Below are 17,053 nucleotides of genomic sequence, written 5' to 3' on the forward strand. Positions count from 1 at the left end.
TGAACAGCTCTTTCCTTCATGATTCAGACAGTCGCAATTCGGTTCCCGGTGCGCCCGCGCACCGGGAACCGTCAACCCGGTCTCCGAAATGCTTACGCGCCGGACTCCCCGGCCGGATCCGTGGGCAGGAGGACGGCGCCGTTCTGGTCCCGGAGCGCGACCAGCAGAGCGCGCAACCCCGACTCCAGCCGGGTCATCTCGGCGTCCGTGATGTGGACGGACGGCTCCAGCCGCAGCGTGTTCGTGGCGCTGGCGGTCGGGAGGATCCGCAGGGCGTGCACGCGCAGCAGGTAGCCGGCCAGCACATAGCCGAGCAGTCCCGCGCGTGACTGCTCGGCGATGACCTGCGAGGCGGAACCCGACTGGTCGTGGAGTTCGAGGCCGATCATCAGGCCCCTGCCGCGGACGTCCTTGATGACGGTCTCGAACTCGTCCTGCAGCTTCCGCAGCATCCGGATCAGCCGGTCTCCGCGCTCCGCGGCCATGCGGTAGACCCTGCCGTCCTCCGCTTCCAGCAGATCCACCGTGCGGCCGGCGATCAACGTGGAGAAGGCGTCCTTCGCGAAGGTGGAACTGTGCACGAGCTCGAACTCCTGGCGGTAGCGGGAGTCGCGCACCAGCGTCATCGCCGCCTTGGCGATCCCGCCGCCCAGGCTCTTGGCCAGTGTGTAGTAGTCGCCCTGGAGCCCGATGTGCGAGCTGGCGAAGAAGGCGCCGGTGCGGCCCATGCCGCTCTGCACCTCGTCGACGATGATCGGGCAGTCGGCCGCCGCGCACACCTGCTGCACGCGCTCCGCGGTCTCCCGGTCGAACGGCCTGATCCCCGCCTCGCCCTGGACCGGCTCGAGGACGAACGCGGCGATGACCGGCAGGTCGCGCTCGACGACACGCACGGTGTCGCCCTCGACCGCGAGGTCGAGCAGCGTCCTCCGCTCCGACTCGATGGTCTTGGCCAGCGCGTCCGGTTCGTGCATCGGCACGAACCGGCACTGCGCCGCCAGTGAGGCGAACGGGGTCCGGAAACCCGCGTTGTGGGTGAGCTGCACACTGCCGACGAGCTTTCCGTGGAACGAGCCCTCAGGGGCCAGGAACACGGGCGCGGCCGTCATGCGCTCGCCGTTGACCCTTCTGATCCCGGCGATCACGTCGTCCAGTGCGGAACCGGGGAGCCCCTCAGCGGTTCCGCGGTTTCCCTCCGCGTCCGCGCCCCGCTGGTCCCAGGACTCGCCGCCCACGACCTCGGCACCGCCGGCGACAGCCGCGCGCGCCTTCTCGATGTTCCGCTCGATGTCCTCGGCCCGTCCGGCCAGCTTCGCGACCCGGTCGAACTCGGCGTGCTTCATCGCGATCTCGACCGCTTCGGCGCCACTGTTGGCGAAGATCGCGGAGTACGCCTCCGGCGTTTTGAGCTCGCGCCGGATGATGGAATTGACCTTCTGCGCCAGCTCGTTGGCGTACGGGTGCTTCGAGAACTGGGCGTGGACCGGCACTCCCTGGTCCAGCAGTTCCTTCGCGTAGGCGACGATGTCGGGGTTGTTGTGCCCGATGATCGTCGAACCGTAGCCGCCGACGAGGTCGAGCACCGGGACCTCTCGACCCGTGTCGTCACGGTAGAAGAGCGTGTCCTTTTCCGCCCTGGAATAGTGGACGCCCAATCCGAGCGAGGCGAGCAGACCCCCGAGATAGGGTTCCGCGAGTTCGCGTTCTTCAATCTCCGGGTGCATTTTCAATCCGGTTCCCAACCTTCGAGGGTCTCCTTTGTCCGGGACTCTACCGCCCGCTCGCGGCGGGCCTCTCATTACGCGCTAACTGGCCCATCAGCCCCCGGTCACCGGGCGTCACTCCACGGGCCGGAGTGCGGAATTACTGAATCGCGACATCGCTCGGGCGACAATGCAGAGGCTGTGAGTCGAGGAGAATTTCTCCGGGGGAAAGGAAGAAAGTCGTGCACGGTACTGAGGAGCCGGCTGGTGCCTCTCCTGAGACGATCCTGGGAGTCGAGGGCGCGTGAGCACTGACGAGAACCAACTCCGGCAGTACCTGAAGCGAGCTGTGGCCGACGCCCAGGCCAGTCGCAGGCGGCTGCGCGAGATCGAGGAGAAGAACCGGGAACCCATCGCGATCATCGGGATGGCGTGCCGGTACCCCGGCGGTGTGAACTCGCCGGAACGGCTGTGGCAGTTGGTCACCGAGGGTGTGGACGCGGTGACCTCGTTTCCCGAGCACCGGGGCTGGCCCCTGGACCGGCTCTACCACCCCGACCCCGAGACCGTCGGCAGGTCCTACACCGACCAGGGCGGATTCCTGCACGACGCGGACCGGTTCGACCCGGAGTTCTTCGGCATGTCGCCGCGGGAGGCCCTGGCCACCGATCCGCAGCAGCGGCTGCTGCTGGAAACGGCGTGGGAGAGCCTCGAACGCGCGGGAATCCCCGCGGAGTCGGTGCGCGGCAGCCGAACGGGCGTGTTCGTCGGGTCCATGTACCACGACTACGGGTCACGCCCGTACCTGCCGCCGGAGGAGTTCGAGGGCTACCTCTACAGCGGAAGCGCGGGCAGCGTCGCATCGGGCAGGCTGGCCTACGTCTTCGGCCTGGAGGGACCGGCGGTCACCGTCGACACGGCCTGTTCCTCGTCCTTGGTCGCCCTGCACCTCGCGGCGGCGGCACTGCGCCGGGGCGAGTGCGAGCTGGCCCTGGCCGGTGGCGTGACGGTGATGTCCACACCACAGGCGTTCGTCGAGTTCTCCCGGCTGCGCGGGCTGTCGGCCGACGGCCGGTGCAAGTCCTTCGCGGCCTCCGCCGACGGCACCGGCTGGGCCGAAGGCGCCGGACTCCTGCTGGTGGAACGGCTCTCCGACGCCCGGCGCAACGGCCACCAGGTGCTGGCCGTGATCACCGGATCGGCGACGAACCAGGACGGCGCCAGCAACGGTCTCAGCGCGCCCAACGGTCCCGCCCAGGAACGGGTGATCCGCCAGGCGCTCGCCGACGCGGGACTGTCGGCCGCCGACGTCGACGTCGTCGAGGCGCACGGCACCGGAACGCCCCTCGGCGACCCGATCGAAGCCAACGCCCTGCTCGCCACCTACGGTCGTGGCCGGCCGGCGGACCGGCCGCTCCGGCTGGGATCCCTCAAGTCCAACATCGGGCACACCCAGGCCGCCGCCGGTGTCGGCGGCGTCATCAAGATGGTGCAGGCCATCCGCCACGGCGTCATGCCCAAGACGCTGCACGCGGACGATCCGACACCGCACGTCGACTGGAGCACCGGCGCCCTGACCCTGCTCACCGAGCCCCAGGACTGGCCGGTGCTGGACAGGCCGCGCCGAGCCGCCGTCTCCGCGTTCGGGTTCAGCGGGACCAACGCGCACGTCATCGTCGAGCAGGCACCGCAACCGGATCCGAAGGAGGCGCCTGCCGCGCCGGCGGACTCTCCCGCCGCGTCGCCGGCACCGGTGCTGCCGTACGTGCTGTCGGCCGGATCCCCCCAGGCCCTGCGCGCCCAGGCCGAGCGCATCGGCGGGTTCCTCGCCGAACGCGCCGACCTCGACCTGCTCGACCTGTCCTATTCGCTGGCCGCCACCCGATCGGCGCTGCGGCACCGTGCCGTGGCACTCGCGGCCGGCCGGGACGAACTGCTCGACGGTCTCGCCGCACTGGCGGACGAGAGCACCGGCACGATCCTCGGCGCCAAGGACGAGGGCCGGATCGCGTTCATGTTCACCGGAGGCGGCGCTCAGCGCATCGGCATGGCACGCGAACTGGCCGAGACGTTCCCGGTGTTCGCGGCGGCTTTCGACGAGGTCTGCGCGGCGCTGGACGAGCACCTGCCCCGTCCGCTGCGCTCGGTGATCGAGTCGGGCGACGAACTGGACCAGATCGACTACACCCTCGCGGCCCTCTTCGCGGTCGGAGTGGCGCTGTTCCGCCTCCTCGAGGAGTGGGGCGTGCACCCGGACTACCTCGTGGGCCACTCGACGGGTGAACTGATCGCCGCACACCTCGCGGGTGTGCTGTCGCTGTCCGACGCGGCGATCCTGGTGACCGCCCGCGGACGCCTGATGCGGTCCCTGCCGGAAGGCGGCGCCATGATCGCCGTCGAGGCGACCGAGGAAGAGGTCCGCGAGACCCTCGACGAGGACGGGCGCGCGGTGATCGGCACGATCAACGGCCCCCGCGCGGTGGTGCTCTCGGGCGACGAGGACGCCGTCCACGCCGTCGCCGCGGTCTGGAAGGAACGGGGCCGCTCCATCAAGGTGCTGCCGATCCTGCGGGCATCCCACTCGCACCGGATGGACCCCATGCTCGACGAGTTCCGTCTCATCGCGGAGGGACTGACCTTCCACCAGCCGAAGTTCGGCATCGTGTCCACGGTGACCGGCCAGGTGGAGCCGGGGGACGGGTGGACCTCGCCCGAGTACTGGGTGGAGCAGATCCGCAGGCCGGTGCGCTTCCTCGACGCGGTGCGCACTCTGGAGTCGGAAGGCGTGTCCACGCTGCTGGAGCTGGGCCCGGACGGAGTGCTCTCGGCGATGGCGGCCGCCGGCGTCGAGAACGCGGTCGCGGTTCCCGCCCTGCGCAAGGGCCAGCCGGAAGCGCGGACGCTGGTCAACGCCCTCGGCGTGCTGCACTCCCGGGGCGTGCCGGTCGACTGGCCCGCCTTCTTCTCCGGGACCGGTGCGCGGCGGATCGACCTGCCGACCTACCCCTTCCAACGCGAACGGTACTGGCTGGAGCCCTCGGCGCCGCCGGCGGCCGGTCAGGGCCCGGAGACCGACGGGCCCGGTCCGCTCGGCGGGCTCCACGACATCGGCTGGATCCCGGACGTCATCGGGCCGTCCGCCCGGGCCACGGCCTGGGCGAGGCTCGGGCGGTCCGGCGGCGAACGGACCGCGATCCCCTCCTACGACGACCTGACGGCCTTCGGCGACGCACTCGAATCCGGGGCCTCGGTCCAGGCCCTCCTCGTCCCGCTGGAGGCCGGCCAGGAAACCGATGCGGCAACGGGCCGGGTCCCGCAGCCCGCCGACACCGCGCACCTGCTGACCCGGCGGGCGATGACCCTCGTCCGGCAATGGCTGACCGACGACCGTTTCGCCGGCATCCGCCTGGTCGTCGTCACCAGGGGCGCCGTCGCCACGACGGACGACGAGGCACCCGACCCGGCCGCCGCGGCGGTATGGGGGCTGCTGCGGTCCGCGCAGTCGGAGGCACCCGACCGCATCGTGCTGGTCGACACCGACGCCGGCCCGGACGCCGAGCCGATCCCCGCGGCCCTGCTCTCCACCTTGCTGTCCGCCGACGAGCCCGAGGTCGCGATCCGGGCCGGACAGGCCCGGGTCCCCAGGCTGAACCGGGTCCGCTCCTCCGCGGTGCCCACCGGGCCGGACAGCCCGGTGTGGGACCCCGAAGGGACCGTCCTCATCACCGGTGGCACCGGCGCGCTCGGCGCCGTCGCCGCCCGCCACCTCGTCACCGGGCACGGCATCAGGCATCTGCTCCTGGCGAGCCGCTCGGGCGCGGAGGCGACGGGGGCCGAGAACCTGCGGACCGAACTGATCGCACTCGGCGCGACGGTCAACATCGCCGCCTGCGACGTCGCGGACCGGGAAGCCCTCGCCGCGCTGCTCGCCGGCATACCCGCCGACCGGCCGCTGCGCGGAATCGTGCACGCGGCGGGGATCCTCGACAACAGTCTGCTCACGGCCATGACGCCGCAGCAACTGGACTCCGTCCTGCGGCCCAAGGCCGACGCCGCCTGGCATCTGCACGACCTGACGCGCGACGCGAACCTGTCGGCCTTCGTGCTGTTCTCCTCGACCGTCGGGCTGTTCGGCGGGCCCGGTCAGGCCAATCACGCCGCCGCCGGCGCGTTCCTCGACGGACTCGCCGCACACCGGCGCGCGCACGGCCTGCCCGCGACGTCCCTGGCCTGGGGCGTGTGGGACGTCGACGGCGGCATCAACGCGGGACTCGGTGACATCGACCGCACCCGGCTCGCCAGGGACGGCTTCGGCACGATCGGCGCCGAGGAAGGGATGGCGCTGTTCGACGCCGCCGTACCGGCGGCCCGTCCGGCGGTGGTGGCCACGCCGTTCGACCTGGACGCGCTGCGGGAACTCGACCGGGTTCCACCGCTGTTGCGGGCGCTGGTCCCCTCGTCGGGCCGCGCCTCGGCCAAGACCACCGAGGTGCCGGTGTCGCACCGGCTGTCCGAACTGACCGGGCCCGAGCGCGAGGAGTTCGCCCTGGAGCTGGTCCGCGGTGAGGTGGCCGCGGTGCTCGGACTCGCGGATCCGGCCGACGTCGACCCCGAGCGGCCGTTCCGCGAGCTGGGCTTCGACTCGCTCACCGCCGTACAGATGCGCAACAGGCTGAACACGGTCACCGATGCCAAGCTGCCGGCGACGGCGGTGTTCGATCACCCGACGCCGTCGAAGCTGGCCGCGTTCCTCCTCAGCCACATCGCGTCCGACGACGCGGCGCAGCCGCGCCCGGCCGCGATCGCCGCGCTGGACGAACTGGAGGAGATGCTCACGGCAGGGGACGGCGGCGACGTCGACGGCGACCGCGAGGAGATCACCGTCCGGCTGCAGACTCTGCTGTCCCGGTGGCTGGAGACCGGTGCCAAGCCGGAGGACGGACCCGAGGCGAGCCAGGCCGACCTGCTCGAATCGGCATCGACCGCCGAACTGCTCGACTTCATCGACAACGAGCTCGGCCGCGCCAAGTACTGATTCCCGCCCGACTTCCGGAACAGGTAAATCTCCCCATGGTGGATGAGAAGAAGCTCGCGGAATATCTGAAATGGGTCACCGCCGACCTGCAGAAGGCCCGGCAGCGCATCGCGGAACTGGAGTCCGGCCGGGCGGAACCGGTCGCGATCGTGGGCATGGCCTGCCGCTATCCGGGAGGCGTGCGCTCGGCGGAGGATCTGTGGCGCCTCGTCGCGGACGGCCGGGACGCCATCACCGAGTTCCCGGCCGACCGCGGATGGGATGTCGACGCGCTCTACGACCCCGACCCGGACGTACCCGGCACCACGTACACCCGCGAAGGCGGATTCCTGGACGGAGCCACCGAGTTCGATGCTGCGTTCTTCGGCATCTCGCCACGGGAGGCGCTCTCGATGGACCCCCAGCAGCGGGTGCTGCTGGAGACCGCCTGGGAGACCTTCGAGCACGCGAGGATCGACCCGACGGCCCTGAAAGGCGCCGACGTCGGTGTCTTCGTCGGCGCGGTGGAACAGTCCTATCTGGGGCTGGCCGGCCCCGAGGAGTTCGAGGGCTACCTGCTGACGAGCAAGCTCGGCAGCGTGGTGTCGGGCCGGATCTCCTACTCCCTCGGCTTCGAGGGCCCCTCCATGACCGTGGACACGGCGTGTTCGTCCTCCCTGGTCGCCATGCACCTCGCGGCGCAGTCGCTGCGCACCGGGGAATCGAGCCTCGCCCTCGCCGGCGGCGTGACGATCGCGGCAACCCCCGGCGGGTTCGTCGACTTCTCCCGGCAGCGCGGCCTGGCGCCCGACGGCCGGTGCAAGTCCTTCGCCGCCTCCGCCGACGGCACCAGCTGGGCGGAAGGCGTCGGGCTGATCCTGCTCGAACGGCTCAGCGACGCCGTGAGCAACGGGCACCGGGTGCTGGCCGTGCTGCGTTCCTCGGCGGTCAACGCCGACGGCGCCTCCAACGGACTCACCGCCCCCAGCGGCCCGTCGCAGGAACGGGTGATCCGGACCGCGCTCACGGGGGCACGGCTGGACGCCTCCGACGTGGACGTCGTCGAGGCGCACGGCACCGGCACCCGGCTCGGTGACCCCATCGAGGCCCAGGCGCTGCTGGCCACCTACGGAGCCGCGCACAGCCCGGAACGCCCCCTGTTCCTGGGCTCGTTGAAGTCCAACATCGGACACTCGGTGGCGGCCGCCGGCGTCGGCGGAGTGATCAAGATGGTCCAGGCGCTGCGGCACGCCGAACTGCCGCGGACGCTGCACGTCGACGCGCCGACACCGCTGGTCGACTGGTCCGCGGGAGCGGTCGAGCTGCTCACCGAGCACCGCGCCTGGCCGCAGACGGGCAGGCCGCGCCGGGCGGCGGTCTCCTCGTTCGGTGTCAGCGGCACGAACGCCCACCTGATCCTCGAACAGGCCCCGGAGGAGGAGCCGGTCGTCGTCGGGAACCCGGCACCCGCACCCGCGTTCCTCCCCCTGCCGCTGGCCGCCAAGAGCCGGCCGGCCCTGTCCGCTCGGGCGCGCGAGCTGATGTCGTACGTCGAGGAGAACCCGGGTCTGTCCCCGGTGGACCTGGCCTACTCCCTGGCAACGACACGGGCGGCCCTGCCGCACCGGGCCGTGGCGGTCGGCTCGGACACCGAGTCGTTGCTCGCGGCTCTGCGTGCGCTGACCGAGGACGGCGCCCGTACCGCTGCGCCCGGCAAGGGCGGAAAGCTGGGTTTCCTCTTCACCGGCCAGGGTGCCCAACGGGTCGCCATGGGCAGGCAGTTGTACGAGGCGTTCCCGGCCTTCGCCGAGGCCTTCGACGCGGTGTGCGCGCAGCTCGACCCCCATCTGGAACACCCGCTGCGCGCCGTGCTCGACGACGAGAGCCGGCTGACCGGGACGGGCCATGCCCAGCCGGCGCTGTTCGCGCTGGAGGTCGCCCTGTTCCGGCTGTTCGAGTCGTGGGGGATCAGGCCGGACTTCCTCGCCGGCCACTCGATCGGCGAACTGTCCGCGGCGCATGTGGCCGGGGTGCTGTCGCTGCCGGACGCGGCGGCCGTGGTCACCGCACGCGGCAGGCTCATGCAGGCACTGCCGGCGGGCGGAGCGATGGTCGCGCTGCAAGCCACCGAGGACGAGATCGAGCTCCTGCTGCGGTCGAACGGAGCCGCGGCGATCGCCGCGGTCAACGGCCCGGTCTCGACGGTGGTGTCCGGAGACCGCGCCGCCGTCGAGGAGATCAGCGAGACCGTCCGGTCCTGGGGCCGCCGCACCAAGCAGTTGACGGTCAGCCACGCGTTCCACTCGCCGCTGATGGATCCGATGCTCGAAGAGTTCGGCCGGGTGCTGCACAAGGTCTCCCTGAACGCGCCGGGCATCCCCATCGTGTCGACGGTCACCGGCCGGATCGCCACCGAGGAACAGCTCCGCTCCCCGGAGTACTGGATCGGCCAGGCACGGCAGCCGGTCCGCTTCCTCGACGCGACCCGGACCCTCGCCGAGCAGAACGTGGACGTCACCCTGGAACTGGGTCCCGCCGGAGTGCTCTCGGCCATGGTCGCCGACAACGCACCCATCACCCCCGTCGCCGCGGTGCGCAACGGACAGGCCGAGGCACGCGACGTGGTCGCGGCGTTGGGCGGCCTGTGGTCCGCCGGGATCCCCGTCGACTGGCCCGCCTTCTTCGCCGGCACCGGAGCGCGCCGGGTGGACCTGCCGACCTACCCGTTCCAGCGAGAGCGGTACTGGCTGAAACCCACCGCGACCGCCACGCCGGCGACGAACGTGCCGAGTGCGCGGGACTCGGTCCTGCGAGTCGACTGGACCCCGATCACCCCGGCCGCACCGACGACGCCGCCGGCCCTGGCGCGGTTGCGCGTCGGCGGGGTCGACTTCCCCGCCGGCCAGGAACTCACCGCCGGTGCACCCTTCGACGAGGTGGCGGACGCCTTGGCCGCGCTCCGCCCGGACGCGCCGTTCGACGCTCTGCTCGTCCCGCTGGTGTTCTCCGCGGGCGGCGACGTGCCCCGGCGTGCCGAGGAAACCGCGCAGCAGGTGCTGACGCTGGTCCAGTCGTGGCTGGCGGACGACCGGGCCACCGACGTCCCGCTGGTCGTCCTCACCCGGGGGGCCGTGTCCACCGGCCAGGACGGCACCGACGTCTCGGACCTCGTCGCCGCCCCGCTGTGGGGACTGCTGCGGTCCGCGCAGTCGGAGGCGCCCGGCCGCATCGTTTTGATCGACGTCGACGAGGACCCGGCGTCGGTGGCGGCCGTGCCGTCGGTCCTGGCGTCCGGACGGCCGCAGACCGCCGTCCGTTCCGGCCAGGTGCTCGTGCCCGGCCTGGCCGAGGTGCCGCCGGGCGGTGAGCCGCGGACCGGTGCCCGGTGGCGTCCCGGTGGCACCGTGCTGATCACCGGGGGGACCGGGGCGCTCGGCGGGTTGTTCGCGCGTCATCTGGTCCGCGCGCACGGCGTGTCCCGGCTGCTGCTGGTCAGCCGCCGGGGACCCGCGGCGGCCGGTGCCACCGAACTGGCCGCCGAACTCACCGGACTCGGCGCCGAAGTGCGCGTCGTCTCCTGCGACCTCGCCGACCGGGAAGCCCTCACGGCACTGCTGGACACCATCCCGGCGGAGCACCCCCTCACCGGGATCGTGCACGCCGCCGGGGTGCTCGACGACGGCATGCTCGCGGACCTGACCCCGGACCGGCTGGCGGCCGTGCTGCGGCCCAAGGTGCACGCGGCGTGGAACCTGCACGAACTCACCCTCGACAGGGACCTGGACGCCTTCGTCCTGTTCTCGTCCGTCGCGGGCATCATCGGCGGTTCCGGCCAGGCCAACTACGCCGCAGCCAACACCTTCCTCGACGCGCTGGCCGGCCACCGAGCCGCACTCGGACGGCCGGCGACCTCGCTGGCCTGGGGCCTGTGGGCGCACGAACACGGCATGAGCGGGCACCTGACCCGGTCCGAACTCGACCGGATCGCCCGTTCCGGCCTGCTCACCATCACCGAGGACACCGGTCCGGAGCTGCTGGACCTCGCGCTCGCAACCGGTCGTCCCGCGCTGGTGGTCACCCCGGTCGACCGGGACGCCCTGCGGAAGAACGCCCGACGAGCGCCGTTGCTGCTGCGCCGCCTGGTCCAGAACGCCGACGGAGGCGCCGAGGAGTCCCCGGCCGAGGACGAGCTGCTGTCCGAGCGGCTGGCGGGACTGTCGCCGTCACGCCGGCGCGAGATCGTGTCGGACTTCCTCCACCGGGAGGTGGCGTCGGTGCTCGGGCACTCCGCGCCGGGCGCGATCGAGGAGCACCAGCGCTTCTCCGACTCCGGGTTCGACTCGCTCACCTCGGTCGAGCTGCGCAATCGGCTCGCGGAGGCCACCGGCCTGAAACTGCCGCCTTCGCTGATCTTCGAACACCCCACCCCGAAGGAGCTGGTGGAGCACCTGTGCACCCTCCTGGCCACCGCTACCGGCAAGACCCCTGAAGGCGCCGAAGTCGATTTCGCCGCCGAGGTCCACCTCGACGAGGACATCCGGCCGGCCGGCGTGATCAGCCGTGTCGCGGCCGACCCCGACGAGATTCTGCTGACCGGCGCCACCGGGTTCCTCGGCGCGTTCCTGCTTCGCGACCTGATGCGGTCGACCACGGCCAGGGTGCACTGCCTGGTGCGGGGGACCGACCAGGCCGACGCGACCCGCCGGCTGCACGAGAACCTGGCCTGGTACCAGGTCCGGGAGGACATCGACCCGGCCCGGCTCTCCGTCGTCGTCGGCGACCTGGCCGCCGAGCGGCTGGGCCTGACCGAAACGGAGTTCGACGACCTCGCCGCGCGGGTCGACGTCGTCTACCACGCCGGCGCGACGGTGAGCTGGCTGCGGCCCTACACCGAACTCGCCCCGGGGAACGTGGGCGGCACCCGGGAGGTGCTGCGGCTGGCCGCGGCACACCGGACGGTTCCGGTGCACTACGTGTCGACGACCGGGGTGTTCCCCGCACCCGGCCCCGGTGCCGCACCCGCCACCGTGACCGACCCGACCGGCCCCGCACACCTGCTGCACAACGGCTACCTGCAGAGCAAGTGGGTGGCCGAGCAGGTCATCGGGCTCGGCAGGAGCCGGGGACTGCCCGTGTCGATCTACCGGGTGGACGTCGTGTGCGGCGACCGGGTGACCGGCGCCTGCCAGACCAAGGACTTCGTCTGGCTGAGCCTCAAGGGCCTGCTGGAGGCCCGGGCGGTGCCCGACAGTCTCGCCGGTGTCGTCCACATGGTCCCGGTGGACTACGTCAGCGCGGCGGTCGTGGCCCTCTCGCGCCAGGACACCGCCAACCGGACCTTCCACCTCTACAACCGGCAGAACCAGACGTTCACGGAGTTCGTCGGCCACCTCAGGTCCTTCGGCTACCACCTGCCCGAGGTGGACTGGGACTCGTGGTCGGCCCGGGTGCGCTCGGACCGGAAGAACGCCGTCGTCCCGCTGCTGGATTCGTTCGAGGGCATGAACGCGGGCCAGGGCACGGCCACTTACCCGCCGATCGACGTCTCGGACACCGAACACGCACTGCTCGGCACCGGCATCGAATGCCCGCCGGTCGATCGAGAGCTGTTCGACAAGTACGTGAATTTCTTCGTCCGTGCGGGCTATTTCCCGTCCCGCGCGCCCGTTCAGGACGAGCAGAGGAGTGACCACACCAGTGGAGAGAACTGATCGTCAGCGCGTGATCGTGCTCGGTGCGAGTATGGCCGGGCTGCTGGCAGCGCGCGTACTGGCCGACCAGTACGCCGAAGTCCTGGTCGTCGACCGCGACGACCTGGCCGAAGACGACGCCGGCAGGGGCCACAGGGACATCCGGCGGGGCGTCCCGCACGGCGGGCACCTGCACAACCTGCTGGCCGCCGGCCTGCTCGCGCTGGAGGACCTGCTCCCGGGCATCACCGAGGAACTGACCGCGAACGGCGCCGTGGCCGGCGACGGCACCGCCCATGTGCGGTGGATCGTGAACGGCACCCGCATGCCCAAGCCGCACTCCGGCCTGCCCCTGCTGTCGGTCAGCCGCCCGCACCTGGAGCGGCGGGTGCGCGGACGTGTGCGTGCGCTGCCCAACGTGACCTTCCTGGAGCGCACCGACATCGCGGGGCTGCTGACCACCCCGGACCGGACCGCCGTCGTCGGTGCCCGCATCGTGCGGGGGGACACCGAAACCGACCTCAACGCGGACCTGGTCGTCGACGCGACCGGACGGCGTACCCGCACCCCCGCGTGGCTCGCGGAGTTCGGCTACCCCGAGGTCGAGGAGGAACGGCTCACCGTCAACGTCGGCTACACCACCCAGTACTACCGGCTGTCCGCGGACCGGATGGCCGACGAGGTCTCCATCGACATCGGTGGCTCGGCGGCACTCCCGCGGGGGGCGCTGTGCGCGAAGGTGGAGGACGGTCTCGCCGTGGTAACCGGCTACGGCATGGCCGGCGATTACCCGCCTCATGACACCGCGGGTTTCCACGACTTCCTGAAATCGTTGGCCAGCACCGATATCTACGACGTGGTGCACGACCAGGAAACTCTCGGGAAACCGCTGTCCTACCGGTTCCCGGCGAACCTGCGCCGCCGCTACGAGCGGATGAATTCGTTCCCCGGTGGACTGCTCGTCATCGGTGACGCCGTGTGCAGCTTCAACCCCGTCTACGGACAGGGCATGACGGTGGCGGCACTGGGAGCAACGGTGCTGCGCGACCACGTCTCACGGCCGGGGACCGTGGACCCGGGAGGGTACCTGGCCGACCTCGCGGCCAGGGCCGTCGACCACGTGTGGGCGCTCACCACCGGCGCCGACCTCGCCTTTCCCGGCGTGGGCGGCGAACCGAGCGAGGAGCAACTGGCCGAGTACGCCTACCTGGACCAGCTGCTGGACGCCGCGTCGCGGGACGGGCGACTGCTGATCGCCTACGCGCGCGTGGCGTTCCTCCTCGACCCGACCGACGCGCTGGTGACCCCGGAGATCCAGGAAGCGGTGGCGCGGGCGTCGAACCAAGCAGGTCAGGCGTAACGAACAGCATTCCACCGCTGGATTCTTCCGCCGGGCGGTCTTTCTCCGGTAATTGAAGCGGTGCACCGCACCTCTGCGCACGATTACCCGAAGGAGACCGGCCCCGGAGTCCACGCTGGTAGCGTGCGAAGAGATCTCCCCCCAGGTTCTTCCCAAGCGAATGGAGTAAATGCGCCGTGGCGGACAGCACTTACACGCTGGTGTCTGACATAGAAAAGCACCAGGAGGCGTTCGGATTAGCGTTCAACTCCGGCGACGCCGACGCGGTGAACGCGATGTACACCGATGACGCGGTCGGAATGTGGGAGCCGGGACATCCGCTCCGCGGTCAGGTGCGTCGTGAATACGTGACCGAGTTCCTGGCGAAGCGCAAGCCCTCCGTGGAGGCGACCGTCCGCCAGCAGCTGGTGGTCGGCGACACGGCGATGCTGGTGGTCGAGTGGCAGATGGAGGCGCTCGACGAGAACGGCGAGCCGGAGTCCCTGGAGGGCATCGCCATCGACGTCCTGCGCCAGGGCGAGGACGGCTACTGGCGCTACGTCGTGGACAACCCCTTCGGTGTCAGCGGCCCGTGGACCGCCGAGGACGAGGACCAGGCCTGACCGGCGGTCCGGGCGCGGGGCCGAAGACAGCCCCCGTGTCGCCACCCGGAACCGGCGAACGAACCATCACACCCACCGCGGCGGACGCCGCACTGAACACGGAGACATACCTGTGTCCACTCTTTCAGCCTCCGAGTCCCCGGTCACCGTTGTCGGCCTGGGCCTGATGGGCCAAGCACTGGCCAAGGCCTTCCTGGCCAAGGGTCACCCGACGACCGTCTGGAACCGCTCGGCCGGCAAGGCCGACGACCTCGTGGCCGACGGCGCCACCCTCGCCGACTCGGTCAAGAGCGCGGTCGAGGCGAGCCCGCTCGTCGTCATCTGCGTCTCCGACTACGACGCCGTCCACGGGCTGCTCGACCCGGTCGGCTCCTCGCTGTCGGGCCGTACCCTGGTCAACCTGACCACGGCCAGCTCCACCCAGGCGCGGGAAACCGCCGAGTGGGCGGCCAAACTCGGCGCCGACTACCTCGACGGTGCGATCCTGGCCCTTCCGCAGGCCATCGGCACCGCCGAGGCCACGCTGCTGTACTCGGGTCCGCAGGCCGCCTACGAGAAGCACCAGGCCACCCTCCAGGTGCTCGGCGAGACCGGAACGGTCTACATCGACGAGGACCACGGCCTGTCCGCCCTGTACGACATGTCCGTGCTGAGCATCATGTGGGGCGTCCTGAACAGCTTCCTGCACGCCGCCGCACTGCTGGGCACCGCCAACGTCAAGGCGACCACGTTCGCGAGCATGGCCACCACCGCCATCAACGTGACGGCCGACTACGTGACCGCCTACGCGGAGCAGATCGACGAGGACAAGTACCCGGCCACCGACGCCACCGTCAACGTCCACGTGGGCGGGATGCAGCACCTCCTCGAGGAGAGCCAGGCGCTCGGCGTCAGCACCGAGCTGCCGAAGTTCTTCCTGGAGCTGGCGCAGCGCGCGGTGGCCGACGGCAACGCCGAGGACAGCTACGCGGCGATGATCAAGCAGTTCCGCAAGCCCTCCGCCTGATTCCTTCTCCGCACCGCAGCCGGCAGAGCCGGGAATCCGGATCACGCGCGTCGCGATCCGCGTTCCCGGCTTTGCCCCGAAGCCATTCGAAAACTGCTCGTCAGAAACCCGATCTCGAGAAATCTGCACAGCCGCACAGAAAACACACGGGGGAAACACGTGTTCAGCAATAGCGACAGAAGGAACAAAGCCGCGTCTCGCAACGCCCTTTCCAGGCGGGCCGTGCTCAGGACGGGAGGCCTGGCCATCGCCGGCACCGCGCTCGGCGCGGGCCTTCCCAACATCGCCGAGGCCGCGGAAGGGGCGGACCTCACCGACCGTCAGGACTACGACGCCATCGTCGTCGGGGCCGGGCTGGCCGGCCTCGTCGCGGCCCGCGAACTGCGCAAGAAGGGCCTCCAGGTACTCGTGCTCGAGGCACGGGACCGCATCGGCGGACGCACCTGGACGGACACCTTCAACGGGTACGAGATCGAACGCGGCGGCTCCTGGGTCGATCCGCTGCAGCCGCACGTCTGGCGTGAGATATCGCGCTACAACCTGAAGATCGTGGCCGACGCGGGTCCCGAACGCGTGCTCATGCCGACCCTGACCGGCTTCGCCGAGTACGACCCGGTCACGGCCTACACCCGGCAGGGCGAGCTGTTCACGCCGTTCTTCGACGGCTCACGGGAGTACTTCCCCAAGCCCTACGCGCCCTTCACCCGCGAGGACCTGATCACACCGTTGGACCGGCTGTCCCTGCGCGACCGCCTCGACCAGCTCGCGTACGCGCCCGAAGACGAGATCCGCATGATCAGCACCACCGGGCTGTACGGCGCGCCGACCTCGCGTGGATCGATGCTTCAGCTCGCGCAGTGGTGGGCGCTGGCGGGCTGGAACTACACGGGCTTCTCCGGGGTCAACACCTACCGCATGGAACGGGGAACCATCGCGCTGGCCAACGCGATCCTGGCGGACGGCAAGCCGGACCTGAAGCTCAAGTCCCCGGTCGCTTCCGTCACTCAGCAGAGCGGCAAGGTGAAGGTGGTCACCCGGGCGGGCGTCGGCTACACCGCGGCCGAGGTCGTCATGGCGGTGCCGGTCAACGTCTGGAAGAAGATCACCTTCAACCCGGTACTGCCGCAGGCGCACCGGGACGCCACCGCTCAGGGCTACGGCGTGCCGCGCCAGAAGAAGCTGTGGCTGGACCTGGCCACCCCCAGCGACCGGTTCATCGCCGAGGCGCCGGAGGACCACCCCTTCGTCATCATGGGCCGGCTGAACGAGAACGCCCCCGTGGTGGCCTTCACCGTCAACAGCACGCTGGACGTCAGCAACCGCGCGCGGCTCGAGTCCGAGGTCAGGAAGATCCTGCCGTCGGCAACGCTGCGCAGCTACACCGTGTCGGACTGGGAAGCGGACCCCTACGCCCTCGGCGGCCCCGCGTTCCGGCAGCCCTTGCAGCTGACGCGCCTGCACCGCGCGATCAACGTGCCGTTCGGGCGGGTCAAGTTCTGCGGCGACGACCTCGCCCTCGGCTGGATCGGCTACATGGACGGCGCCATCGAGTCGGGCCTGCGGGTGGCCGGTTCGCCGACGTTGTCGCCCGTGCCCGGAGCCGCGCCGGACACCCGGGGCCTGGCGCTGCCGGAGGTCGATCCCAGGATCTACCGCTCCATCTTCGGCCTGTGAACAA

At 70.9% G+C, this 17,053-nt stretch carries 6 protein-coding genes and 1 pseudogene; 6 read left to right on the plus strand and 1 reads right to left on the minus strand.

Annotated elements, in window-relative coordinates:
- Positions 1 to 92: 92 nt before the first annotated feature.
- Positions 93 to 1,724, minus strand: a complete 1,632-nt coding sequence (locus tag ACH4G3_RS03025; RefSeq protein ID WP_397622789.1) for an aspartate aminotransferase family protein — start codon at positions 1,722 to 1,724, stop codon at positions 93 to 95.
- A 325-nt stretch (positions 1,725 to 2,049) separates the two neighbouring features.
- Here ACH4G3_RS03025 and ACH4G3_RS03030 point away from each other — a divergent pair.
- The 6 genes and pseudogenes from ACH4G3_RS03030 to ACH4G3_RS03055 all read left to right on the plus strand — a co-directional run.
- Positions 2,050 to 6,738: pseudogene (locus tag ACH4G3_RS03030) on the plus strand (type I polyketide synthase); the annotation flags it as partial.
- Positions 6,739 to 6,776: 38 nt separating this feature from the next.
- Positions 6,777 to 12,428 (plus strand): thioester reductase domain-containing protein, encoded by a 5,652-nt coding sequence (locus tag ACH4G3_RS03035; protein ID WP_397623368.1) that lies wholly within the window; start codon positions 6,777 to 6,779, stop codon positions 12,426 to 12,428.
- Positions 12,415 to 13,767: an FAD-dependent oxidoreductase gene (locus tag ACH4G3_RS03040; RefSeq protein WP_397622790.1), complete on the plus strand. Its 1,353-nt coding sequence runs from the start codon at positions 12,415 to 12,417 to the stop codon at positions 13,765 to 13,767. The genes ACH4G3_RS03035 and ACH4G3_RS03040 overlap by 14 nt, the downstream gene beginning before the upstream one ends.
- Positions 13,768 to 13,943: 176 nt before the next feature.
- Positions 13,944 to 14,369 carry a YybH family protein gene (locus ACH4G3_RS03045; RefSeq protein ID WP_397622791.1) on the plus strand — a complete coding sequence of 142 codons (426 nt, stop codon included), beginning with the start codon at positions 13,944 to 13,946 and terminating at the stop codon, positions 14,367 to 14,369.
- A gap of 112 nt (positions 14,370 to 14,481) precedes the next feature.
- Complete coding sequence (locus ACH4G3_RS03050) at positions 14,482 to 15,375, plus strand: NAD(P)-dependent oxidoreductase (protein ID WP_397622792.1); 894 nt, start codon at positions 14,482 to 14,484, stop codon at positions 15,373 to 15,375.
- 222 nt (positions 15,376 to 15,597) lie between these two features.
- The gene (locus ACH4G3_RS03055; RefSeq protein WP_397622793.1) at positions 15,598 to 17,049 is read left to right on the plus strand and encodes a flavin monoamine oxidase family protein; all 1,452 of its coding nucleotides are present in this window, start codon (positions 15,598 to 15,600) and stop codon (positions 17,047 to 17,049) included.
- The last annotated feature ends 4 nt before the right edge of the window (positions 17,050 to 17,053 follow it).

Source organism: Streptomyces afghaniensis, from assembly GCF_044327915.1.
GTDB classification, from domain to species: Bacteria; Actinomycetota; Actinomycetes; order Streptomycetales; family Streptomycetaceae; genus Streptomyces; species Streptomyces afghaniensis.